This is a genomic window from Sulfitobacter sp. 1A13353 (assembly GCF_043557255.1).
Taxonomy (GTDB): Bacteria; Pseudomonadota; Alphaproteobacteria; order Rhodobacterales; family Rhodobacteraceae; genus Sulfitobacter; species Sulfitobacter faviae.
On record NZ_JBIFFS010000008.1, the window covers coordinates 210,167 to 229,283 of the forward strand.

The following is a 19,117-nucleotide window of genomic DNA, read 5'->3' on the forward strand; positions in this document are numbered from 1 at the left end:
CATCATGCATACAGAGAAGACCTTCGATGATGTCATCGAAAATCACCGCGTCGCCATCGGGGCAGACAGCGTGCGCATCAGCCTGGCGCCAGAAGTAACGCCTGACGGGCTCGAGAAGGAGCTCGCGAAGCTTCGCGCAAAAACCCGTTACTACGACAGCTTTTCCGAGCTCGAGCGGGAGCGCGCAAAGGTGGCGCGACTGCATGACAAGCTGCGCAAGGTCGCGCAGCATTGTGCGCGTCCGCTCGATGCCAGCAAGGCAGACCTCGAGAGCTGTCTTTCCAAGGTCTTCACTGAGGCTGACCTGATCGTTCAGGTGGATCTCGAAGGGGATGTAGCATGGATGGAAGAGCAACGCGAAAAAGCAGGCATTGCTTTTCCAGAGGCGGTAGCTTAAATACGCATCAACCACTTGTAGCATGACGCCAAAAGGGCGCGCCAAGTGGCAATCCCGGGTAATGCCGTTCGAAATACTGCCTCGGGCAGGATACTGGACATAGCTTTGCCCCCTCAACACTCCCGGCACTGCGGAGAAGTTTGGACTGTACTGGCAGCATTTGCTGTCAGAAACAGCCATCTTATATCCGTCGTGCCCTACAAAAAGAAACGCGCCGACGATCGGACAATCCGGTTCGCGTTGGCATAAAGGAAGAAAAACATGGCTTTGAAAATTGAGCATATCGATAATACTTCTGTGCGCGGCACACTCGATGGGGCGCTGGACTTCAATATCTCTCAGGAGGGCGGCCGTCTGACGGCCCGTATCGCCAATTGGACACGCGCTGTCGCCGTCCGCTCGGTGGAGACTATCTCAGAGATGCGTCAGGTCACTTATGAGACAGTCGCGCGCTACCGTGAGGACAGCCGCGGGCATATCGCCTAAACGGGTAGCTCCCCTCTCGGATGGTTATACGACCATCCTGCCGGGCTGAGCTGCCCATAAAAACTGCTGTGCAGTTTCAGCCCTGGTAGCTCTCCCACTCCCAGAGATTTCCGAAGGAAACTCGTTGGAGCGACGCGTATCGCATGAATGCGATATCGCTGGCACGTGCATTTCACAATGCACTGCCGGGTTACGCTATCATTGGTCCTGAATGTATTCAGGAGCCTGCCTTGATAGCTCAGTGATCTCTCGCACCTCTAAAGAGGTGCTGCCGATCTGAGCTACACATAAAAACTGCTGTGCAGTTTTCTGCCCTGGTAGCTCAGTGGAGAGAGTATCGGTTTCCGAAACCGAGGGCCCCAGGTTCGAATCCTGGTCAGGGCGCCAAACACACAAAAACGCCCCGCAGACTGAAAATGCGGGGCGTTTTTCGCATCTGTGTGCGGCGTTAGAAGATGAAGTTTTCTTCGTCGCTCATGTCGCCCCAGTTTTCATCATCACCCTCATCGTCATCAGCATTGACCAGGAAGCGCTCTTCGGTGTCGCGGATCTGGACGGCAAACATGCCCTCATCCTCGATGTCGACGCGCCAGATTGAGAGATCACTCAATTCGCTGACTCCCATGTCATCGCCAAAGGAAATGCTGTCCTCGCCAATTTTGAAGTCCTCGATGACATCGAGTTGGGCGTATTTCTCGGCGTCGCTGCCTTCAAGATCAGACCAGACCTTCAGGTCACCGGCTTCGAAAGCGAAGGTATCTGCGCCATCGCCACCGGTCATCTCATCCTTGCCGGCACCGCCGATCAGCGTGTCATCTCCGGTGCCACCCTCAAGGCGGTCGTCACCGCGACCGCCGGAGAGCAAGTCGTTGTCTGACCCACCAAAGAGGACATCATTGCCAGCCCCGCCGAAAAGCTGGTCATCATCGATACCGCCGGCGATATAGTCATTGCCGTCGCCGCCATAGACGGTGTCAAAACCCTTGCCCGCGTCGACGACGTCATCGCCAGCGCCTGCCAGAATGTAGGTCGAGGCACTGCCCTCCAAATCCGTATGGTCGACACCTTCGATAGGGTCGGAGGTCGGGTTGTTGTGACCGTTCAGCTGCTCGTCAAAAATCCAATCATCGCCCTCGGTGCCGACACCATGTTGACCCAGAACCTCGATCTCATTGAGGTAGAGTTCCTCCACGTTGACCTCGTCTTTGGACACGAGATTCTTCTGGTCCACCCAGTCGACGACTTCGAGCTGAGACATGTCATCGGGTAGGGGCGCAAAATGCTGCATCGATCCGCCATTATAGGCACCTTCAAGGGCATAGAGCGCTTTGTCATCGATGCGCAGCCACTGTTCGTCCATATAAGATACAACATCCACACCGGCGGGCGGCGCCGTGAGGTCGATCTCCTCGCCTTCGATGAAGATTTTGTCGCGCGAGGCGTCAAAATCATCAAGCCGGCCAATAACGGGCGAATTGATCTGATCAATGTTCTCAAACTCGAAACGATCCTCACCGCGGCCAGAATAGACATGGTGTCCTTGGCGTCCTTCGTCGTTGGTCAGATCCATGATGATGCGGTCATCACCGTCGCCCGCGCCAATATGGATCTGGCCGCCACCTGGGACCGACCCGATGATCGTATCATTGCCGTCTTGCCCATAGATGCCGGTGAGGCCGGTGGCGTTCATGGCGGACAGGTAGTCATCACCGCTATAGCCGTTGATCTTGTCTTCACCGCCGCCGCCAATCAGAACATCCTCGAACGCCGATCCGGTAAGGCGGTCGTCCGCTTCTGTGCCTACCTCGTAAAAACCCCAGATGTCTTCTTCATTTGGTGGTTCGGGAAGGTCCCGATCTTCAGCGGGGCCATCAGGTCCAGTTTCAGGTTCATCCGGTTGATCGGGTGTACTCGGCTCATCTGGAGAGGAGGGCTCATCCTTGTCTTTTGAGCCGCCGCCGCCGGCCATGCCAATAGCACCAAGAAGGCCGAGGAGTGCGAAGAGAAATTGCATTTGCTTGATCCCGCTGTTTTGCTTTTCGCAACAATCATCGCAACTGTTTCACCATGCAAATCCCCAATAAAGGTTTTCCACATCTATCTCTGGAACCCATTATTTTATCGGGCTGTGAGGTGCTAAATCTGAATTGTGGATAACATGACGTTCTCTGTTTTTTCGCAGGAGCAACCCTGCTAGGAAACCCACAGGGCATTTCTTTGGAGGTCTCAAGACCTTTGAAGCCTCGGTTGGAGCCGTAACCCTCCCGCGCCAGGCAACTGTTAGCCTGGCATCCAGTTAAGGCCGTGATGCTGCAAGGCGTGATGGTCACGAAAAGGGCAGGGAGGACGCTCCCCTCGGCACACTTTCCTGAATAGACTTCAGGATGCCTCTGCCCTCAGATCTCTCGGCTAAAGTTTAGCGGCCGCTTCGCCTTCTGGATTTGGAAGGTGCTTGGAGACAGGGGGCTGTCGAAGGGCGGAGGTCGAGAGATCGAACCAACTAGAGGTGTGTGGCTCAGGCCTTACCTCTACGTCATCCTGATGCGATGATCGCCTCAGGATCGCCTCATCTGCTAGGGGCGTTAAAAATCAGGGGCGCTTTGTTTTATACGGCGCACAGCAGGGGAGCGGACCTTGAAGGAAGTATTGGTGGCCGCAAAGATGCTTGGGAATGGGTATGGCATCATCCGCGCTTTATGGTGAAGCGCATATAGGGAACCACCGGCAGGTAGGCTTAAGAGCAGCCATCCTTTAAAGAGTGACCCCTCTTTCATCACCGGGGCGTTAATCCCACGGCAGTCAGCCCGCCTAAGCTGAACCTGTGGAGGTATCGTACCCGAGTTCCAGTGAGGTCACCATTGTGTCACCTCGCCGGAAACCTGCAAAAAACGCACCAGGGTCCTTCCCGGATCATCTGCCTGGTGTTGCAGGGGTGGAGATCCGGGAGAGGAAGACAGGTCTTTGGCGTAACAGCACATCGGCAGGCCTTATACCTAATTATCGCGGTGCAAACCTTGCGCCGCTGAATGGTGCGACATAATACTTTTCGCAATGCTATATTGAATGGAATTTATCATGCTGATCGTGCCAGAAATCCAGAGCGTCATCATTCAACCGCCGCGGACCGGCTCGACAGCGCTGCGCGACGCGGTACAGGCAACCTATCCAAAGGCCATCACGCTATATCGCCACATGGAGCGGCCGGGGATCCCAGCTGGCTATGAGAACTGGGATATCTACTGCCTGATCCGGGATCCGTTTGACCGGATGGTATCGATCTATAACTATATGACTGATTTTCGCCCCACCTCGAAGCCCGGTGGCGGCGCCAGCGCAGCTTGGATCGAGCGCCTGCGCAATGACACGGACCGACCCTTCGCCGACTGGCTGGCTGATAGCCTCGAGGTTTTCACTGATCCGATCAACTACGATGGGACCTTTCTGCCCTATTATAATGTCATGGAGAAAACGCCGATCGCGCGCAAAAGCCAGTATCGCTGGGCGCGGCCGGACTTGGGGCCGGTGACACTCATCGACATTAAAGAGGCAGTCCATCTCTATGAACGCCTTGGCGTAAAGGTCCAGAAAACCAATGCCTCGGTGCGTCAGACACGTCCGGAACAGTGCGATAAGGTACAGTCCATTCTGGAAGATCGTTTCCAGTGGGATCTGAAGGCCGCCACTAAGTTCCACATTGAGGAGCGTGAATATGCATAGGGATTGCCTGGGTCAGAAGGTCAGCGTCGGTTCGCGTGTTCTCTGGAGTGCGCACAACAGTCATGCGGGGTTCGAACAGGGTGTTATGCAGGTGGTCTCGGTCAGCCCTAAAAGGGTTCGGGTTGAGCATGGCGAAACCGGCTACCAATCCTCGGTCGATCCGCGCTCCGTTGTTGTGGTTGATCTGATCCTGGCAAGCCAGGCGGTCCAACAGGAATAGGCTTAAAGTGGTTAACCTGATAATGTAGTCTTGGCATTTCTCGCACTTGGGTTATGGTCAGCTCAAGCAGTAATTGGAATTCAAAATGTCAGAAGCGAAGCACAACGGATCATACCTTCAGGTCTTTCCGGTCAATGGGACAGAACGTTGCCAGCCCGGCGCGCATGATGGTTGGGCTGTCAATAAAATCGACGCCAATGCGCATGCGATCTATGCGGGCACCATTCAGTCGGACCGCGTGCCAGCAGAGGTCCTCAAAGAGATCTTCGACGCCTATCCTGAGGTAGAGGGTAAGGTTCAAGTACAATGGCAGTCAACCAGCGGTGCTCTGGAGCAAACAGATGTCAGCGATCCATTAAAAATCATGGATGAGCTTATGGTGGTGGTCAGTGATGAGACGCCAGATGACGCTGAGAATACAGATGATCATCCACTTGAAGAAATGCGCAGCATCCTTATGGATGTTGACGAGCTGATGAATGAAACACCGGAGCCCGCATAATATGCATATTCTTCAGCTGGCAGTAATCGCAGCGCTTGGACTCCAGGCTTCATCTGCATTCGCTGAGACGCCGGTGATCGACACTGTGAGCGCCAAGCGTAACGGTGATCTATGGGACTTCACAGCTACAATCACCCATGAGGATAAGGGTTGGGATGACTACGTCACTGCATGGCGCATTCTCGACCCCTCAGGTCGTGAGATCGGTGTTAGGGAAATGCATATGCCCCAGGACAGGTCAGGCACCCGTACCAGATCCCTATCGGGGGTCTTGATTGACGGTGATATCGACTTCGTGGAGATCGAAGTCCGCGATTCAAAGCTTGGCTGGTCTGAAGACCGGTATAAGCTGCGTCTAAGATAATCAGCCGAACATAGGTAATTTTATTTCCTATCCTATTGCAAATTCGCAGGGAGCGTTGTATTTCTTTTTGCAACGGGAGATTAGCTCAGTTGGTAGAGCTCAGCGCTCATAACGCTCGTGGTCGTTGGTTCGAGTCCAACATCTCCCACCATTTTTTTCGCAATATACCTATTGCATCCCGCATGCTACGTATATGTCTGTAATAACAGGAATTTGTCTCGGTAGCTCAGTGGATAGAGCGCCCCTCTCCTAAAGGGGAAGTCGGTGGTTCGAATCCACCTCGGGACACCAAAAAACACACCCGGTCCGGAAGCTTGACTGGATAAGCAGCCGCCTTCTAAGCGGTTGATAGTGCGGGTTCGAATCCCGCCCGGATCGCCAAATTCGCAAGTTAACAAGGAAGGCCTACTCGAATGACGCTTCTCTCTAAAATCCAAGCCCGGAGCCTTGAGCTGCGTAAGGCGAAATCTCCGCAGGCAGCCACGCTCATTACCTTGAAGGGTGAGATGGAAACACGCGCCAAGACCCTGAAGCCGCCGCGTGACTTGACTGATGCCGAGGTGATCGCCGAGATCAAATCAACGCTGAAGAAGGTCGATGAGAACATTTCTCTCTACGAGGCGCGCAGCAAGGATGACGCTGCAGCCGCGGCGCGGGCCGAGAAGGCTCTCTTGGAAGAGTTCCTGCCTCAGCAGATGACCGAGGATGAGCTCCGGGCTTTTGCCCAGGAGAAGATTGATGGGGGCGCCAACATGGGCCAGGTCATGGCTGCCCTGAAAGATGAGCGCGCCGGTCTCCATGATGGCAAGACTGCCTCCGCCATCGTCCGTGAGTTGCTGGCCTGATGGACAACGTCCTCACTTTCGATAAGCTTGCCGAAAAGGCCCGCCCGCTTTTTGGGCAGGTGGTCCTCGTCTACGGGTCTGATCTGGCTATTCTTCACGGGGTCGGCTGGACGGAATGGGACTTCTACTACATCTGCCGACCCAGAGGGTACAAAGCTGAACCAGTATGGTACTCCGCTGTCGGGTATTGTGAAGGTCTCAAGGATCATTTGCCGCCAGAGATGTATGAACGCATTGAAAATCAATTCAAGCTCAACGGCCCCATGCCAGATAGCTTCGAAATGAAGGTGCAAATCGTCGGTTCTGATCCAGAGGACTACGATCCCGCGCGGCATCCTGCAGAGATGGAGGTTGCGCGGCAGCGTGCCCATGAAGAGGCGGTCGCCCGTTCTGCGGAGCTATCAGATGTTCTGGACATCATGCTGGGTGATGAGACGGCTTCTTAGGCCGGATCTGGTGCCGTGGAGGGCTCGCCTTCCCGCATCACCTTCAAACCCCTCAGGATGCCCTTGGCGAGCCGCTCCGCATCCTTCCCGGCGCGATGCGGCACGCGTGTGCGCTCAAGCCTCTCATAGACCCGGTCCAGAGCGGCCGGGTGATTATGGCAGGCTGAATGGGCTAGAAGATCATAGTCCAGAAACTCGGGGGAAGGGGTGTCGGCGAGCTTCAGCAGCTTGGCCATCCACCGCGTCTCAAATTCAGGATTATCGCTGACCGGTGTCTTGCCCTCCAAGCGGGCCTTCACCTCATGCGCCACATCAATCGCCCGGGGCGCAGCCATGACTTCTTCATAGGGGATATTGTGGACCTTTGCGGACTGCGCTGACCAATCCTCGAGATCCCATGATGCATCCGGCCTGATCAATGTCGACCAGGACTGCACGCTGGCGCCCTCGATCCAGGCGATGCCAATCTCGATCGGCCAGGACTCAGCTGAGAGGCTTGAAGCCTCGAAATCGATGTAAAAAAGATCCCTGACCTTGATTTCCATGCCTGTTTTCCATGACTTGTTCGGTGCATCGAGTATACTGCGAAAACCAATCAGATGAAAGGAGACCGCCATGTAGGTAGCAACAACCTATGGAGGCCAAGATGGCCCACTACAAACGCAAACGCCCGCGGACGAAAGACCTCGGGATGTCCGATTATAAGCACATGGTCCGTCGCCTTGGTGGCGAAGATAACGTGCATCGCCTCTACTCGAGCTGTTCGAGCGGGCATAACATGATGTTTCATATCCGCCCGACACGCCGCGAACAGCGCCGTCTTGAGCGCGCGATCCTTCGCGGTGCTGACCCTGATGGGATTGCCTGGCCATTGGGTAAAAAGCCACACTCTTACTATTGGTGATGATCATTGCGAAGTTTCTTCTTCGTGTTTTCGTCTGCGCGGGTGAAGCTTGATGTACCCGAAAGCTTCAGAGGAGGTCGCCATGAGCGCACACCACACCTCAACCGGCAAGCAGGGATTGGCCAGGCGCCAGTCCTGGTCAGGGCCCCGCCTTGGTGCTGAGCTCGATGGTCTGCCTGGTCGCTTTGAAGTTCCTCCGTCGGTCCCCTGACCCAAATCAGGACGGCTAACCCCGCGGGGCACTCCCGCAACACCGACCGCGTACCCTACCCGGGGCGCGGCTTTTTCATCAACCCTTTAACGCAGTTCGCCACTCACAAGGCATCCGATACGGGAGCATTTTTCAAGAGAAGGAGACCATCATGCACTCCCCGAACTACCCCGCCCTTGTTCTGAACGCTGACTTTCAGCCGGTTCGGATCCACCCGCTCTCGACCTGGGGCTTCGAGCGCGCGATGCGCGCGGTCCTCTCGGACCGGGTCACGGTGCTGGAGGAGTATGATGTCGAATTCCGCTCGGCGAACCTCACCTACCGCCCACCCAGTGTCGTGGCACTGACCCGCTACATCAAAGTGCCGCAGAAGGTCGCTTTCAATCGGCTGAACATCTTCCTGCGTGATGAATTTCGCTGCCTCTACTGCGGCGAGCGGTTCTCGACCAAGGATCTGACATTCGACCACGTGATCCCGCGCGCGCGGGGTGGACGGAACAGCCCGGAGAATGTGGTCTCGGCCTGCATGCCTTGCAACTCGCGCAAGGGCGACAAGCTGATCCGCCCGAAACGGATGCCAAAGCCTATGGATCCGCGTGACATGGCTCGTAAAGCGCATCTTATCAAGAAAGAGCTGCACTCGGACTGGCTGTCATACCTCTACTGGTCTGGTGTCCTCGAGCAGGACTGAGGCTCCAAAGTCACCGGCTCCGCAGTATGCGGGGCCGGTTTTTTGTTTCTCCCAATCGCTTGTGCAGAGCTTGCAACGCAGTCTTCAAATCTCTAGCTGTGGCTCAACGCTGAAGGAGAATGCCTCTTGGACGATGATCTTTTTAAACGACCCGTGTGGATGCCCTGGCTCTCGACCATCATCATTGCCAGCATCGTTGTATCCTTTAGCTGCCTGACCATTCTGGCCGTCGGTATCTTCCCGGCTTTCCGAGGCTTCGCAATCGTCGGCGGCATGGCACCAACTATCCCTCTAATCATGGTTCTTCCGGTACTCAGCAACGAGATGCGGTTGGTGGATTCAATCCGCTTGGGCCTGTTGAAGGTCAAATTCAAAGACTGACCCTCACTGCTGATCGTTCAAAAAGCCCCGCCATCTGGTGGGGCTTTTGTCGTCTCTGTGCTTCGGAGTTGAACAGATCGGTCACGCCAGGGCGATACTGGCGTAAGAGAAGATCTTCCCTTGGTTTGCTTTGATCAGAGAAAAGGTAGGCTATTCCAGCCAGGCAAGTCCGGGGACCCAAAGACCAAGCGGGATCATGATTGCCGCAGCAGTGGCCGGGATCAGAAAGAAGGCCAGGACCAGCCATGAGCGTTTCTGGATCTTCAGTGCGATCGCGGCTGGCTTGTTTTTGGATTTTTGGCTCAGCTTCTTCAGTGTTTTGGTGCCCATGGTAATCTCGTTCATCTTGCAAAAAGGGTGCGTAGCCGGCGTGCTGTTACCGCTGACGTCTCGATAGGGAGATTACCCTATGATGGGGATCATGGGGAGGTGGTTTTGCGAAAAAACTGTTGAAGGTGGGGAAGGCGCGCGGCGCGCCCTACTTGACAACGATCCCTTGGGCCTGCCCTGTGCGGCCCGGATCAAACGACAGGATGATCAGCTTGTCATCCGAAATGTCTGCGGCTTCCAGGTTATATCCCCGCGCCCCGCAGCGGATAATGGCGCGCTTTGCGGCCTCGAAAGCCTGTTGGGCTGCGGAGTCCGATCCACCAGAGCTGACGACCATTCGCATTGATGAAGCAATTGGCGTACCATCCGCATTGAACCGCAGAGCTACTTCAACGATCGTTTTCGAAGCCTCTGTGGACAGAGCGCCGATATTCCAGCATGGGGAGATTTCTTTGCCAAGCGCATACTCCTCCGAATTTCGAACGATGTCAGCGATGAGTGCCTCTACGTTGAAACTCTCATCGATATGCTTCTTGGTGGGGGCGGCCGAGACTTTTTCCTCTTCCTTGAATGCACCTTGGATGTGAAGCAGAAGCAAGAGACCCGCGCCAGCATCAAGGCTGGAGCGATCTGCCAATGCGTCCCGATCCGGTGCCTCACCCCAAGGCAGGGTAGTCGTTGTCATTTTACGCCCGTCGCAGGCCACTTCAAAGTGATGCTTTTCACCGTTGAGCATAATCCGGAAGCGACCAACAGGTCCCCGGCGATCCTCAAATGCCTCCACGGTAGAAAAGGGCAGCATGTTTGCCATGAGAGTGCCGGCATTGATGCCCACCTGCAACTCTCCCAGGCAGGCAGCCTCTGAAGCGTAATTCCGGCCTGCTTCCGTATCTCTCATGAAGCGATCAAAGCCTTCGGGCGCCTCTTTGAGCATATCAGAGCCCTTATCGAGAGCGCTACTTCCAAGGCCCATCAGTAAGGCGCTACCAAAATCCTGAGCGGCAGCGGGGACGGCGATCGAGGCCGCCAGCAGGATAGGAATTAAAGACTTCATCTGAGAATATCCCCGTTCAAGGCGCCCAATACATTCTGATTGCAAAGCTATTACCGCTGCTTTGTCAACGTCAGCGCGGTTCAGGGCGCTGGCAGATCTTCAGCCGGTTCGGGATCACGCAAATCGACAGTTTTCCAAAGGTTGTCGAGATACCGCGACCTGTACTGCTCCGCGGCTTCCGGCGTCTCGAACCCTGTCAGCGCGGAATTCGATCCGGCGCAGAGCAGATGCACCCCGGCACGGTCACAGACCTGAGGAATAGGGTTGCTTGGCGACGCAAGTCCCCCGGTCCAGGTGCCGCGTTTGATGTGGCGCCAGTGATGATTTTCTTCATGGTCGCTGCCATTGTGCGGTAGGTCGCGGGTCACAGGCTCGGCTCCTCAGCAGTTTCGGTCATTGGGACTTCATCGGGCTCAATCGGCTTCATGCCGACGATCTCGAAGCCCATCACATCTGGTGAAGGATTTGCGTTCGAGGCAAGGGCAATCTCATAGAATGCGTCTTCGGGCGATGCGGGATACCAATCGTCATCCCCCCAGCAATCAGCGTAGCAGCCGCGGGCTTCTCGAACCAGCGCGCCGAAATCCTCGACATGTGCTCGGGTCTCGAAGGCGAGAAAGCCTTTCTTCACAGTGGGGGCACTGCATTCGATTTCAGATAGACCCGCTGTTTTCGCATCGACAGAAAGGACGGTCATCTTGCTCGCGAGGGTCGATCCATCGACCTCGGAAAGGGTTTTGACGTCCATCGCTTCGCAGAATGCTGCCTTATCCAGGATGTTGATCGAGCAAGACATTGCGACCCGCGGGATGTCGTAGCGTGAGGAGCGACCCTGTGCGAAGGGTTGCTCTTCATATTCAGCGGGGACATCGGTCAGATCCGGGTTCGGATTATCGCCCAGGACAATAGCAAACTGCTTATCGTTCAGCTCGAGGAGGATGAAGCTGTGATCATCGTCGTCCCCCGTGGGCTTCAAGACGCGGCCATTGGCAAGTCCTGAGAAGTCCGTCCAGCCGTCAACCTTCAGGTTGTGGCCGGTGAGTTTGCGGCCAAGCTCTGCTGCCGCGTCACGCGCCGCTTTGCCGGCCGGGGTCTGCTCAATATGACCTTCCTGCGGACGATCACTGTAATTGCCATCCCAAGCCTTCCAGGCAAGTTCATAGACGCCATGTCCCGCCAAGGTCAGACGGAAGTCTCGGCCATCAGCGTCTACGCCGAAATGGGCCTTCGCCATCCAGGTATACATTTGTACGTCGTGAAACTCGAAATCATTGGTGCCCGTCAGATACGTCATTAGGTCTGCGGCGCGCGGATCCAGTTTTACTTTGTAGTTTGCTTCGGTCATCGGGCTTTCTTTCTGTGTCTCGTTACAGGGGCAGGGTTCTGCGGGTGGCGGTGTCTTGCTCGTGGTCTCAGGTTCGCGCTGAATATATATTCCTTCATAAAGGTTGCGAAAAGCAGTGGAAAACTTATTTCCATAAGGTGTTTTGCACCATGTTTTGACCTATAACTTAACCAAGCGGACAGTTGAATGAGAAAAACAACAAGATTTGTAGTGTCGCAGAGTGCGAGATCTATTAAAAGGAACAGTACACCATGACTGAGAAAAATATGAAGATCATACCGTTTTCGGAACTTCAGGCCGAAGTGGGGGAGAACAGCTCCGAACGCTTCGCTGTGCGGTCACGGGGGCGTCCGCAGACAGATCCCGCTGAAGCAAAAGCGAAAAAGGATCGTCGCAAGGCATTCGGTGCGAAACTCAAAGCGATGCGCGATGACAAAGATCTGACACTCGCGGCGGCTGCTGAAGCTGCTGGCATCGCCTCTGCACGCAAACTCAGCCAGTATGAGACCACCTGTTATCCTCCCGGCTGGGTGATTTCCCAACTGGCGCCGGTATATGGCGTAGAGGTGAAATACCTCGCAGCACTGGCGCTCTCCAGCTCGGATCCGGACATGTTCTCGGCGATTGCTGACAATATGTCTCCCGAGGAATTTTCCGACTATTACGAGGAGTAACCCATGACAACCCGCCTCAAGACGCTTCTGCTCGCAGGCGTTGCGACACTCTCGGCCTCAACTGCCTTCGCACAGCAGGCAGAGATGCCTGAGTTTTTGAGCCAACTCGATGGCGTGGCCTATCAGGGCCAGCTTGCTGGCATGGATATCTATAGCCTTGAGGGCTATCAGGGCATCTGGATGGTTTCCCCCGATGGCCGCACTGCGATGGCTGGTACCGTGTTCAGCAACGACGGTCGTGACCTCGGCTCCGCTTTCACCGGTGGCCAGCCAGTGCGCGCTTTTGAGATCGCACCTGAAGCACCTCATCCTGTCGTAGCAGAACCGGCAACAGGTCAAACCTCCCCCGGCGTCTCTTTGATCCCCGAAGGGGGCGTGCTGACCTCCGATGAGATCACCGCGATGGAATCCGGCCTCGAGAACATCGAGGCACAGATCGATGGTCTTGGCCCTGTAGAGACATCGGGCGCGACTGCTGGTACAGCACCTGCGGCAGAGGAGGCCTCAAAGCATGCAGCTACCGATGCAGCCTCGGTTACTGAAGATATGCATGCCACGCTTGAAGGTTTTTCTGAAGCCGACAAGAAAATCTTGATGGCGGCTTTGGTGGAACTTCTCAAGGATGTGAAAAACGAACAAGAGTTTCAAACCGCTGTGCAGGTATGGACTGAGGAAATCGTGCGACGTCACAAGGAAGCAGAGGCAGCACCTACTGAAGACCACAGCGAGCTAAGACATTCTGAAACCCAGAATGAACCTCAGCCAGAGGCAGCCGTGAAAGAGACAGCTGTTGAGCAAAGCGCTGTTGAGACTGTGGTTGCCGAAGGGGTGGCATCTGACGAGCAGTCCATCGAGACAACCGGCGACACCGTTGCCGACACGCTCTTGAAGGAAGTACGCACCGATGCAATGTGGTTCGGGATCGGCAAAATGGATGCGCCCGTGGCATATGCGTTCATCGATCCGACCTGCCCCTATTGTGCGAAAACCATTGCTAATTTGGAGGGCTCGATCGCATCAGGCGAGCTTCAGTTGCGCATCATCCTGGCACCGGTTTTGTCAGAGCGGTCGGGCAAGTATATTGCCTCCATCCTGCTGGCTGATGAACCTCCGATCGCTTTCCTTGAGCATGAGCTTGGCCTGTCCGGCGGTCGCAGCCCGCTCAAGCCAGGCAATTGGGAAGATCTGCCTGGGCAGCTTCGTGACAGCTTGATCCATAACGCAAATATCATGAGGGAATATGAGATTCCCGGCGTCCCTTTCCTGATCTTCAATACGGAAGAGGGCGCAAAGGTGATCAATGGCGTGCCTTCGCCCGAGGCGTTGTCTACAGCACTGCCTGACAGTTATCTCGGCAATAAGTGATCTTATGGGCCGCCTTATTGGGCGGCCCTTTTTTACGTCCACCGGAATCCTTAGAAGGAAGAACTGTCGTGAATTTGAAGCGAAAAACCATGCTCCTGTCCCTGACTCTTAGTCTGATGGCATCCACTGAGACACTTGCGCAGTCTCAGGCTGCTGGCAGGGATCCATTGTCGGGATCCGTCAAGCTTTGCGCCAATGTCGCCAATCCGCTGACCGGTCGCTTCCTGCGTCAGGCATACATCCCGATTGAAGACGTTTCGGCACGCAACACGGCCAATGGTTTTGGTGTATCTCGCATGTCCCGTGGTCCTTGTGAGACGAAGATCGTGGCAACATCGGACACACATAAGATCGTCACCACATTCTCGACGATTACCGGTGAAGTGATCTCGGATGTGCTGAGTGAGCTACCGAGGCAGACGCTCCGCTGACGATCACACGGGCGCGCACCTGAGCCTTCCTTCAAGCCGAAGCAAAGGCGCTCCTAAGGGGCGCGCGCCGTCATCGCAGATACATCTTGATACAGATCGGTAGCTTTTGGCGCTGCCAAATGCACATTGTTACCGGCCTGTATCTCTTGTTGAAGCGTCAAAGGTCCAGGCTGGTCTGCTGGTCCGCTGTAGGCTGAGTGGGCGCTGCTTCCGTGCTTTTGATGTTGCGCACCTCCAGGCCCCGCTCTCGCGCGACCCGCAACATATGTGCGGTGCCGTTGCCGCCCGGCATACCAATCACCAGAGCCTTCACGCCCGCCTGATCACGCCGCGCTTCAAGGCGTGTGGCCATGTCGTGGTTCAGGATCTCGATCCCGGAATATCCATGTCTTTTGAAGTTGACCTTCATAGCCGTCTGAATAGCACCGCGGGCCGCGGCCCAATCTGCTGCAAGCCGGTCCGCGCCCTGCGCTCCACCCTGAATGATCTCGAGGGTCGCCCCTGCGGAAAGATCTTTCCCAAGATGCCTTTGCAGGCCGCTGTTCGCGGCAGCCGCATTATTGAACTTAGTCCCGCCACAGACGATGGCCGAGACATAATCAAGGTCACCTTTGAGCCGGAAGAGCCCGGAGGAATAGGTGCAGAGCTTTTGGTAGAGGAGGGGCGCCCGTCTTGGCATCTCGGCGAGGCCCGTGCCCAGGCCATCCGCAGGCCAATAAACCGTGGCGCCACTGCGCAGCTTCGGAGCGATGACCTCATGAACCGCGTGGAGTTCCTTGATGAACAGGTCGATGTCGTCATTCGACAGATAAGACCCGGGATCACGTTTTGGTTCGTGTTTGACGGCGAGGCCCAAGGCATTGGGCATGTCGCGAATGATCGCTTGTCCCGCGAATTTACCGCGGCCGTAGCGTTTGAAGTTATCACCATAGATGAATGTGGCGTCAGGCTCATCGTGGCAAGCCTGCGGGCTGTAGAAGCCATGAAAGAGCCTCATGGGCATGGTTGGGGCTCCTCAAGGGTCACGTCCAATTTGTATTGATCCAGCAGCTCTGGTCGACGGCTCGCCTTACCCAGGAGGTAACGGGAGAGCTCCGCCAGATCCTCTGCGGTGTTCTCGATGAGATCTGCGCCGGCCGGGCTATACCCAGGCGTGTCGTGGTCCCATGTGGGCAGTTCTTCATCCAGAAGAAAGCGTGCGATGACCAGCGCCTTACCAATGCCACGCCCGCGCATCGGGCCATTGACGCAAAGTGCTGAGCCGGTAAAGAGGCCAGCGAGGCGGAAGGTATCGGGGTCCTCCTCACGGGGCGTGATAGCTGCAACGCCGATATAGGTGCCATCTGAGCTGATTGCTTTCACGACGCGCCCCCCGCTGGGTAGGGAGAGTAAGGTCTCTTCCCGCGCCAGGCGGGTGTTGGTCACATAACGGATCTCAGGCGAGTCTGCTGTCAGCTCAGGATCGACGCGCAGGATCTCCGCATCTGTGCAGAAATCCTCCATGGCTGTTTGAAATGTCGCCCCCATGATTGGATCGATATCGACGTCGTCCTCATCCCGATCAGGACCTGAAAGGACCTTATCGGGATAGATCTGCAGCATCATGCGGCAAAATTCAGGGCTAACATTCATTTTCGCAATCACAGCTACGCGACTTCCATATCGTTTTCGCAACGCGAGATCAGGCCTTCGCGCATCAGGTGGCCTTCGAACTCCATCAGCATGACATCAAGCTCGTTGCCGTCATTCAGAAAGCGACTGTCGGGATTGATCAGCCTCGTGGCTGCATCTGTGTCGAGGCCTTTGCCTTCCGTTCCCGGCCGGTCAATCATGATGATATGACCGCCGAAGCTCCGCACGACGTCGACCTCATAAACAATGGATTCGATGATCAGATCTGCGTCGGGATAGAGCTGGTCCATCTGTTTAAGGGCGAGACCAAGGGTCCACTGAGGCCCAAGTTCCGTACCTGAGTATTTCCCAACACGCTCCATCAAAAAGCGGCTGTCCATCCCGTCGGGCAGGCTGGGGTGCGGGGTGTCTTTCAGGTCCCCATCCACCATACGCACTGCGGTGTCCTCGTCGATCCCGATCGCCTTGTACATGGCGACGATCCCGGTCTTCCAGACACCAAAAGGGTGAACGGATTTAAAGCCGTGATTTTCGCAAAGGTGCTGCGTGATCTTGCTTTTGCCAACCTGGCGATAGCCGGCCAGCCCAATAATCTTGCGGCTCATTCTCGTCTCCTTACATCAGACACGGACCGTCGTCCGATGGCCTGTCGAATTTGTTATCATTTGCAGCCACGAGTTTATCGCCACCAACATTGCTCTCCTCGGAGCTTGCCTGAGACCCCTTCACGAACGCGAGCGGGTCGGTCAGATCATACTCCATATGGGATGTTTTTCGCACCTGTCCTCGGATCGACTGAAAGCGACCAGCGGAGACAGAGCTCTCATCCCACCGTTCATTCAACTTATTCGCAATATCTGAACTCGCAAGCCCGATTTTGGTCAGCGCGTTTTGAGGGACGCCAAGGTCATGCTGATGAAGTGCGCGTTCCACAGCGGAACGGACCCTGTCACGCTCGGCCCGCTGCTCTGCATTGAGCGGCGGAGTCCTCTCAGAAGTGCCCAGGCCCTCGAGGTCGCAGGCTTGAGTTGCGATCTGATCGCGCAGCTGATCAGAGATCCAGATGATGCGATCCATATCCACTTTGACAGGATCCTTGACCTTGTCGGTGCTCAAGGCTGAATCGGCAGAAGCAAGAACACCGGCCCCGCCAATAGCGACGTTGACCGAGATATTGGCTTCGACCTGTGTCTCGGCCTTGCTGTCCTTCTTGCCGCGTCCGAAGAGACGTTTGAAGATGCTCTCACCGGTCGTGTAGAAGTCATAGGCCTCTTTCACTGCAGCCCCCACAGCGACGACGGCGCCCCAGTGCTCCTTCACGGCGTTATAGCCGGAGTGAAGAGCGGTCCCGATATTTTGCAGGGCGCCATTGGCATAGTGCCCCACATATTGTGACGTTTCATCAAAAGTGACGCGTGCCGCCTCAAGCCCGCGCTCCCCGCTGCGGCTGAGGAATTCCCGTGCGGTCTGAACGCTTTCGCGCATCGTATGGGACAGCTCGAAGGAGACCGTGTCTGAAAGGTTGCCGATGAAGTCCAGCCCGGCTGCAGTGTAATATTGCGCACCGCCCCAAAGGGCGCTGCTCATGGCCTGGGGATCCATCAGGGGGTATTTCAGCGCATAGAAGGCCAAAGCATCGTGCATCGTGACCAGAAGATCCGGTCCGACATATCCCAGATAGGCAGCAGCAATAACGGACCCGGTGGTCATCATAGCCTGCCGACCTTCCTGGGTTTCCGAGACCGACTTGATATCGGACCAAAGACTTTCCTTCTTACGCTTATCCATAATGTAGACTTCCCTTTCCTGTTGGATAGAAGATACCCGAAACAAGCGAAAATACGGGCAGCAAGAATGGAGGTGATATGCTCCTGCTTGCGGGGCACACCCCCTCACCCGAGCGTTTACCAAAAATTGTGTATTGCTTGAAATTCGCAAAAGGGCATCTTAATTGTTCATAAAGTTTTACATGGAGAGATTTGATGTTCACAAACCCCTGGGTCGAGCCTGCAGGTCAAGACCGCAGCAATCTTGTTCGGCGTGATCTTGAGATGGCGCGCCGGGGCGCTGAGCAATCAACCATTTCTGCACCGGGCCTGCAAAAGCAGATCACGAAATTCAGTGCGGCTCTTGCCGGCATTCAGAAACACCTCACCGCAGCGCCAGATGACTGGCGTCTTATCCGCGCATTTATCGTCGTCGATGTGCCAGCGATCATGCAGGCGCTGGAAGGTCTGCAAACGCTCGAGGAGGGCCCCGGCCGGGATGATCTGGTTCAGAACCTGATGCAGGCCATGACACGGGCGGACATCCACCTGCGCAGCCTCAATAAGGCTCGGGCGCGCGCATTGGGTATTGGGCTCGACGTTCTGCCGGCGCTAGATGCACCCGCAGATACGCCAGCGGCATCAGGCTTCATGTCCGGACTAACCCGACGCGCACAGGCTGTTACAAAAAGCGCGGGCGCGCTCACAGATGGTGCGCGCGATCTTACCTCAGAGGTCACCGCCCGGGCTGGGGTCGCGGCTTCCGGCCTTACGCGGCTTTCGGGCGCATACTTGGGGGACGCAACACGCGCCGTGTCGCGCCCGGTGACGATGCGCATTGCGGCTCTATCCGATGCGCTCACTCAGGGCTCGATGTCTGCATTGATCTTTGGAAGTCTTGCCACGATCATCTTCCCACCCCTGGCGCCATTCTTGGTTGGCGAGGCAATTCTAAGCATGCCGAATGCCTATGCCGAGCGGCTGGCGGGTTTGAATGACGCCGAGGCCCGCGAGGAACTAGAGCGTGCAGGGGAGCGCAAGGATCAGATCAACCAGATCATGGCGGCTCTCAAAGCGGGCCCTGTGCGCTTCGACACGCCTTGCCTTTCCATCACGATGGATCCGCGCAGCGGGAAGGCTTCGGGCATTGTTCTGCAGGGCCGGTATACGGGCCATGTGCTCGAAGAGATCGCGCCACGCGAGATCGCCTTGATGCGCGACAAGGCCCCGGATGACGAAACCCGTCGAGCGCTCAATGCATGGATTGAACGCGGATAACTCGGTGTTTTTCGCAAAACGATTTGACCTCAAGTTAGGCCGTAGGTAGCTTGAGAAAAAGATTAACCTGAAGATAGC

Annotated in this window: 24 protein-coding genes and 4 tRNA genes; 18 read left to right on the forward strand and 10 right to left on the reverse strand. The window is 55.9% G+C overall.

What is annotated here, in order from left to right; translation table 11 throughout:
• The first annotated feature begins 4 nt into the window (after nucleotides 1-4).
• The 3 genes from ACGYLO_RS18845 (at nucleotide 5) to ACGYLO_RS18855 (ending at nucleotide 1,270) form a co-directional block, all read left to right on the forward strand.
• Nucleotides 5-397, forward strand: coding sequence for a hypothetical protein (locus tag ACGYLO_RS18845; protein WP_394377164.1), 393 nt, complete (start codon nucleotides 5-7; stop codon nucleotides 395-397).
• Nucleotides 398-658: 261 nt separating this feature from the next.
• Nucleotides 659-883, forward strand: coding sequence for a hypothetical protein (locus tag ACGYLO_RS18850; protein ID WP_394377165.1), 225 nt, complete (start codon nucleotides 659-661; stop codon nucleotides 881-883).
• A 311-nt stretch (nucleotides 884-1,194) separates the two neighbouring features.
• A tRNA-Arg gene (locus tag ACGYLO_RS18855) sits at nucleotides 1,195-1,270 on the forward strand.
• A 61-nt stretch (nucleotides 1,271-1,331) separates the two neighbouring features.
• Here the strand turns inward: ACGYLO_RS18855 and ACGYLO_RS18860 are convergent.
• Nucleotides 1,332-2,897 carry a calcium-binding protein gene (locus tag ACGYLO_RS18860; protein ID WP_394377166.1) on the reverse strand — a complete coding sequence of 522 codons (1,566 nt, stop codon included), beginning with the start codon at nucleotides 2,895-2,897 and terminating at the stop codon, nucleotides 1,332-1,334.
• Nucleotides 2,898-3,958: 1,061 nt separating this feature from the next.
• Here ACGYLO_RS18860 and ACGYLO_RS18865 point away from each other — a divergent pair.
• From ACGYLO_RS18865 to ACGYLO_RS18900, 8 genes are all read left to right on the forward strand, one after another.
• Nucleotides 3,959-4,600, forward strand: a complete 642-nt coding sequence (locus ACGYLO_RS18865; RefSeq protein ID WP_394377167.1) for a hypothetical protein — start codon at nucleotides 3,959-3,961, stop codon at nucleotides 4,598-4,600.
• A 305-nt stretch (nucleotides 4,601-4,905) separates the two neighbouring features.
• Nucleotides 4,906-5,322: a hypothetical protein gene (locus ACGYLO_RS18870; RefSeq protein ID WP_394377168.1), complete on the forward strand. Its 417-nt coding sequence runs from the start codon at nucleotides 4,906-4,908 to the stop codon at nucleotides 5,320-5,322.
• Between the two features lie 85 nt (nucleotides 5,323-5,407).
• Entirely contained in the window at nucleotides 5,408-5,686 is a 279-nt protein-coding gene (locus ACGYLO_RS18875; RefSeq protein ID WP_394377169.1) for a hypothetical protein, read from the forward strand.
• 74 nt (nucleotides 5,687-5,760) lie between these two features.
• A tRNA-Met gene (locus tag ACGYLO_RS18880) sits at nucleotides 5,761-5,837 on the forward strand.
• A gap of 64 nt (nucleotides 5,838-5,901) precedes the next feature.
• A tRNA-Arg gene (locus ACGYLO_RS18885) sits at nucleotides 5,902-5,977 on the forward strand.
• 12 nt (nucleotides 5,978-5,989) lie between these two features.
• A tRNA-Arg gene (locus ACGYLO_RS18890) sits at nucleotides 5,990-6,067 on the forward strand.
• A 32-nt stretch (nucleotides 6,068-6,099) separates the two neighbouring features.
• Nucleotides 6,100-6,531: a GatB/YqeY domain-containing protein gene (locus ACGYLO_RS18895; protein WP_394377170.1), complete on the forward strand. Its 432-nt coding sequence runs from the start codon at nucleotides 6,100-6,102 to the stop codon at nucleotides 6,529-6,531.
• A complete protein-coding gene (locus ACGYLO_RS18900) occupies nucleotides 6,531-6,977 on the forward strand; it encodes a hypothetical protein (RefSeq protein ID WP_394377171.1) in 447 nt (148 codons plus the stop codon). The genes ACGYLO_RS18895 and ACGYLO_RS18900 overlap by 1 nt, the downstream gene beginning before the upstream one ends.
• Here ACGYLO_RS18900 and ACGYLO_RS18905 read toward each other — a convergent pair.
• Complete coding sequence (locus ACGYLO_RS18905; protein ID WP_394377172.1) at nucleotides 6,974-7,522, reverse strand: exonuclease domain-containing protein; 549 nt, start codon at nucleotides 7,520-7,522, stop codon at nucleotides 6,974-6,976. The two genes, ACGYLO_RS18900 and ACGYLO_RS18905, sit on opposite strands and share 4 nt — an antisense overlap.
• Before the next feature lie 101 nt (nucleotides 7,523-7,623).
• On the opposite strand from ACGYLO_RS18905, the gene ACGYLO_RS18910 reads away from it, so the two are divergent.
• The 3 genes from ACGYLO_RS18910 to ACGYLO_RS18920 all read left to right on the forward strand — a co-directional run bounded on the left by ACGYLO_RS18910 (nucleotide 7,624) and on the right by ACGYLO_RS18920 (nucleotide 9,164).
• Entirely contained in the window at nucleotides 7,624-7,881 is a 258-nt protein-coding gene (locus tag ACGYLO_RS18910) for a hypothetical protein (protein WP_394377173.1), read from the forward strand.
• 362 nt (nucleotides 7,882-8,243) lie between these two features.
• The gene (locus ACGYLO_RS18915) at nucleotides 8,244-8,783 is read left to right on the forward strand and encodes an HNH endonuclease (RefSeq protein ID WP_394377174.1); all 540 of its coding nucleotides are present in this window, start codon (nucleotides 8,244-8,246) and stop codon (nucleotides 8,781-8,783) included.
• 126 nt (nucleotides 8,784-8,909) lie between these two features.
• Nucleotides 8,910-9,164 (forward strand): hypothetical protein, encoded by a 255-nt coding sequence (locus tag ACGYLO_RS18920; protein WP_394377175.1) that lies wholly within the window; start codon nucleotides 8,910-8,912, stop codon nucleotides 9,162-9,164.
• Between the two features lie 150 nt (nucleotides 9,165-9,314).
• On the opposite strand, the gene ACGYLO_RS18925 is transcribed toward ACGYLO_RS18920, so the two are convergent.
• The 4 genes from ACGYLO_RS18925 to ACGYLO_RS18940 all read right to left on the reverse strand — a co-directional run bounded on the left by ACGYLO_RS18925 (nucleotide 9,315) and on the right by ACGYLO_RS18940 (nucleotide 11,893).
• Entirely contained in the window at nucleotides 9,315-9,494 is a 180-nt protein-coding gene (locus ACGYLO_RS18925; protein ID WP_394377176.1) for a hypothetical protein, read from the reverse strand.
• A 148-nt stretch (nucleotides 9,495-9,642) separates the two neighbouring features.
• Nucleotides 9,643-10,548 carry a hypothetical protein gene (locus ACGYLO_RS18930; RefSeq protein ID WP_394377177.1) on the reverse strand — a complete coding sequence of 302 codons (906 nt, stop codon included), beginning with the start codon at nucleotides 10,546-10,548 and terminating at the stop codon, nucleotides 9,643-9,645.
• A gap of 80 nt (nucleotides 10,549-10,628) precedes the next feature.
• Nucleotides 10,629-10,916: a hypothetical protein gene (locus ACGYLO_RS18935; protein WP_394377178.1), complete on the reverse strand. Its 288-nt coding sequence runs from the start codon at nucleotides 10,914-10,916 to the stop codon at nucleotides 10,629-10,631.
• A complete protein-coding gene (locus ACGYLO_RS18940) occupies nucleotides 10,913-11,893 on the reverse strand; it encodes a hypothetical protein (RefSeq protein ID WP_394377179.1) in 981 nt (326 codons plus the stop codon). Before ACGYLO_RS18940 ends, ACGYLO_RS18935 begins: the two co-directional genes overlap by 4 nt.
• A 251-nt stretch (nucleotides 11,894-12,144) precedes the next feature.
• Between ACGYLO_RS18940 and ACGYLO_RS18945 the strand changes: the two genes are divergently transcribed.
• From ACGYLO_RS18945 to ACGYLO_RS18955, 3 genes are all read left to right on the forward strand, one after another.
• A complete protein-coding gene (locus ACGYLO_RS18945) occupies nucleotides 12,145-12,567 on the forward strand; it encodes a helix-turn-helix domain-containing protein (protein ID WP_394377180.1) in 423 nt (140 codons plus the stop codon).
• A 3-nt stretch (nucleotides 12,568-12,570) separates the two neighbouring features.
• The gene (locus ACGYLO_RS18950) at nucleotides 12,571-13,932 is read left to right on the forward strand and encodes a hypothetical protein (protein WP_394377181.1); all 1,362 of its coding nucleotides are present in this window, start codon (nucleotides 12,571-12,573) and stop codon (nucleotides 13,930-13,932) included.
• 68 nt (nucleotides 13,933-14,000) lie between these two features.
• The gene (locus ACGYLO_RS18955) at nucleotides 14,001-14,363 is read left to right on the forward strand and encodes a hypothetical protein (protein WP_394377182.1); all 363 of its coding nucleotides are present in this window, start codon (nucleotides 14,001-14,003) and stop codon (nucleotides 14,361-14,363) included.
• A gap of 157 nt (nucleotides 14,364-14,520) precedes the next feature.
• Here ACGYLO_RS18955 and ACGYLO_RS18960 read toward each other — a convergent pair whose 3' ends face one another.
• From ACGYLO_RS18960 to ACGYLO_RS18975, 4 genes are read right to left on the reverse strand one after another with little or no spacing between them, the layout of a single operon-like run.
• On the reverse strand, nucleotides 14,521-15,366 hold the full coding sequence (locus ACGYLO_RS18960) for an SLOG family protein (RefSeq protein ID WP_394377183.1): 846 nt from the start codon (nucleotides 15,364-15,366) through the stop codon (nucleotides 14,521-14,523).
• The gene (locus ACGYLO_RS18965; RefSeq protein WP_394377184.1) at nucleotides 15,357-15,968 is read right to left on the reverse strand and encodes a GNAT family N-acetyltransferase; all 612 of its coding nucleotides are present in this window, start codon (nucleotides 15,966-15,968) and stop codon (nucleotides 15,357-15,359) included. The genes ACGYLO_RS18960 and ACGYLO_RS18965 overlap by 10 nt, the downstream gene beginning before the upstream one ends.
• Before the next feature lie 41 nt (nucleotides 15,969-16,009).
• On the reverse strand, nucleotides 16,010-16,600 hold the full coding sequence (locus ACGYLO_RS18970; RefSeq protein WP_394377185.1) for a hypothetical protein: 591 nt from the start codon (nucleotides 16,598-16,600) through the stop codon (nucleotides 16,010-16,012).
• A gap of 10 nt (nucleotides 16,601-16,610) precedes the next feature.
• Nucleotides 16,611-17,783, reverse strand: coding sequence for a hypothetical protein (locus tag ACGYLO_RS18975; RefSeq protein WP_394377186.1), 1,173 nt, complete (start codon nucleotides 17,781-17,783; stop codon nucleotides 16,611-16,613).
• A gap of 194 nt (nucleotides 17,784-17,977) precedes the next feature.
• Here ACGYLO_RS18975 and ACGYLO_RS18980 point away from each other — a divergent pair, with 194 nt between their 5' ends.
• Complete coding sequence (locus ACGYLO_RS18980; protein ID WP_394377187.1) at nucleotides 17,978-19,039, forward strand: hypothetical protein; 1,062 nt, start codon at nucleotides 17,978-17,980, stop codon at nucleotides 19,037-19,039.
• Nucleotides 19,040-19,117 lie beyond the last annotated feature (78 nt).

Bases quoted from the DNA above. Each gene is read 5' to 3' on its own strand.
- ACGYLO_RS18905 (WP_394377172.1), bottom strand. From the start codon at position 7,522: ATGGAAATCAAGGTCAGGGATCTTTTTTACATCGATTTCGAGGCTTCA.
- ACGYLO_RS18965 (WP_394377184.1), bottom strand. From the start codon at position 15,968: ATGATGCTGCAGATCTATCCCGATAAGGTCCTTTCAGGTCCTGATCGG.
- ACGYLO_RS18900 (WP_394377171.1), top strand. From the start codon at position 6,531: ATGGACAACGTCCTCACTTTCGATAAGCTTGCCGAAAAGGCCCGCCCG.
- ACGYLO_RS18980 (WP_394377187.1), top strand. From the start codon at position 17,978: ATGTTCACAAACCCCTGGGTCGAGCCTGCAGGTCAAGACCGCAGCAAT.
- ACGYLO_RS18925 (WP_394377176.1), bottom strand. From the start codon at position 9,494: ATGGGCACCAAAACACTGAAGAAGCTGAGCCAAAAATCCAAAAACAAG.
- ACGYLO_RS18850 (WP_394377165.1), top strand. From the start codon at position 659: ATGGCTTTGAAAATTGAGCATATCGATAATACTTCTGTGCGCGGCACA.
- ACGYLO_RS18970 (WP_394377185.1), bottom strand. From the start codon at position 16,600: ATGAGCCGCAAGATTATTGGGCTGGCCGGCTATCGCCAGGTTGGCAAA.
- ACGYLO_RS18945 (WP_394377180.1), top strand. From the start codon at position 12,145: ATGACTGAGAAAAATATGAAGATCATACCGTTTTCGGAACTTCAGGCC.
- ACGYLO_RS18915 (WP_394377174.1), top strand. From the start codon at position 8,244: ATGCACTCCCCGAACTACCCCGCCCTTGTTCTGAACGCTGACTTTCAG.
- ACGYLO_RS18930 (WP_394377177.1), bottom strand. From the start codon at position 10,548: ATGAAGTCTTTAATTCCTATCCTGCTGGCGGCCTCGATCGCCGTCCCC.
- ACGYLO_RS18960 (WP_394377183.1), bottom strand. From the start codon at position 15,366: ATGCCCATGAGGCTCTTTCATGGCTTCTACAGCCCGCAGGCTTGCCAC.
- ACGYLO_RS18895 (WP_394377170.1), top strand. From the start codon at position 6,100: ATGACGCTTCTCTCTAAAATCCAAGCCCGGAGCCTTGAGCTGCGTAAG.
- ACGYLO_RS18865 (WP_394377167.1), top strand. From the start codon at position 3,959: ATGCTGATCGTGCCAGAAATCCAGAGCGTCATCATTCAACCGCCGCGG.
- ACGYLO_RS18940 (WP_394377179.1), bottom strand. From the start codon at position 11,893: ATGACCGAAGCAAACTACAAAGTAAAACTGGATCCGCGCGCCGCAGAC.
- ACGYLO_RS18870 (WP_394377168.1), top strand. From the start codon at position 4,906: ATGTCAGAAGCGAAGCACAACGGATCATACCTTCAGGTCTTTCCGGTC.
- ACGYLO_RS18950 (WP_394377181.1), top strand. From the start codon at position 12,571: ATGACAACCCGCCTCAAGACGCTTCTGCTCGCAGGCGTTGCGACACTC.
- ACGYLO_RS18975 (WP_394377186.1), bottom strand. From the start codon at position 17,783: ATGGATAAGCGTAAGAAGGAAAGTCTTTGGTCCGATATCAAGTCGGTC.
- ACGYLO_RS18860 (WP_394377166.1), bottom strand. From the start codon at position 2,897: ATGCAATTTCTCTTCGCACTCCTCGGCCTTCTTGGTGCTATTGGCATG.
- ACGYLO_RS18910 (WP_394377173.1), top strand. From the start codon at position 7,624: ATGGCCCACTACAAACGCAAACGCCCGCGGACGAAAGACCTCGGGATG.
- ACGYLO_RS18845 (WP_394377164.1), top strand. From the start codon at position 5: ATGCATACAGAGAAGACCTTCGATGATGTCATCGAAAATCACCGCGTC.